A 750-nucleotide genomic window follows, 5' to 3' on the forward strand; every position below is an offset into this window, starting at 1 on the left:
GAAAAATACTGGGGGAGTATTAAGGGCAGCGTTTGTTAATCTTGCCTTAGGCGTACTCTTTGCGTTTACTGTAGCGCTGGGTTTTGAGCTATTTGCCTCACGCATTGCCGCCATTTATTTGGACATCAATAATCCCGATAATGCAGTGGCAATTAGTCAAGCAACTTTTTTCCTCAAATTAGCAGGAGTCTACCAAATTTTTTCCAGTATTCAATTCATTTGTGTTGGGGCTTTGTTAGGGTTGCAAGATACCCATATGCCCATGCTAATTAACATATTGTCTTTCTGGGGTGTTGGGCTGGGTGGAGGTTATCTAATGGGAATAGCTTTAGGATGGGGAGGAATTGGTTTCTGGTACGGTTTAATTCTAGCTCCGGCAATTTCGAGCATATTTTTAATGGTATGGTTTTATAGGGGTGCTTACCGAGATAGGGATACTGTTGGCGAAATACTTAACACAACCAACTGTGCGGGATAAGTCCATATCGGGTAATATTTATTCTCGTCCGTAACCATCAAGGGTTTCAGCGCTTCCTTCTGGGAGAATCACAAATGGATAAAGTCGATCTCATACCATTGGCAATAGCGCTTTTTCATCACTCTGGGAAAATAAAAATTGAAGGCAACTTTTGAAAATTAGACGGCAATTGGGTTTGGGGGTTTATTTTCTAACATTATGGGAGAAATCACGTCTTTTGCCTGAAAGTCTTGCATAGCAAGGACGCTATTTTTTCCTCTGGTGAGAGTGAT

At 41.3% G+C, this 750-nt stretch carries 1 protein-coding gene; it reads left to right on the top strand.

All coding sequences use genetic code 11. The features are described 5' to 3' along the window. On the top strand, positions 1-478 hold a 478-nt coding region (locus AC5590_RS05525; RefSeq protein ID WP_248277461.1), incomplete at its 5' end, for an MATE family efflux transporter. Positions 479-750: the final 272 nt, after the last annotated feature.

The sequence above is a fragment of the Brasilonema octagenarum UFV-OR1 genome (genome assembly GCF_963888615.1).
Classification (GTDB): Bacteria; Cyanobacteriota; Cyanobacteriia; order Cyanobacteriales; family Nostocaceae; genus Brasilonema; species Brasilonema sennae.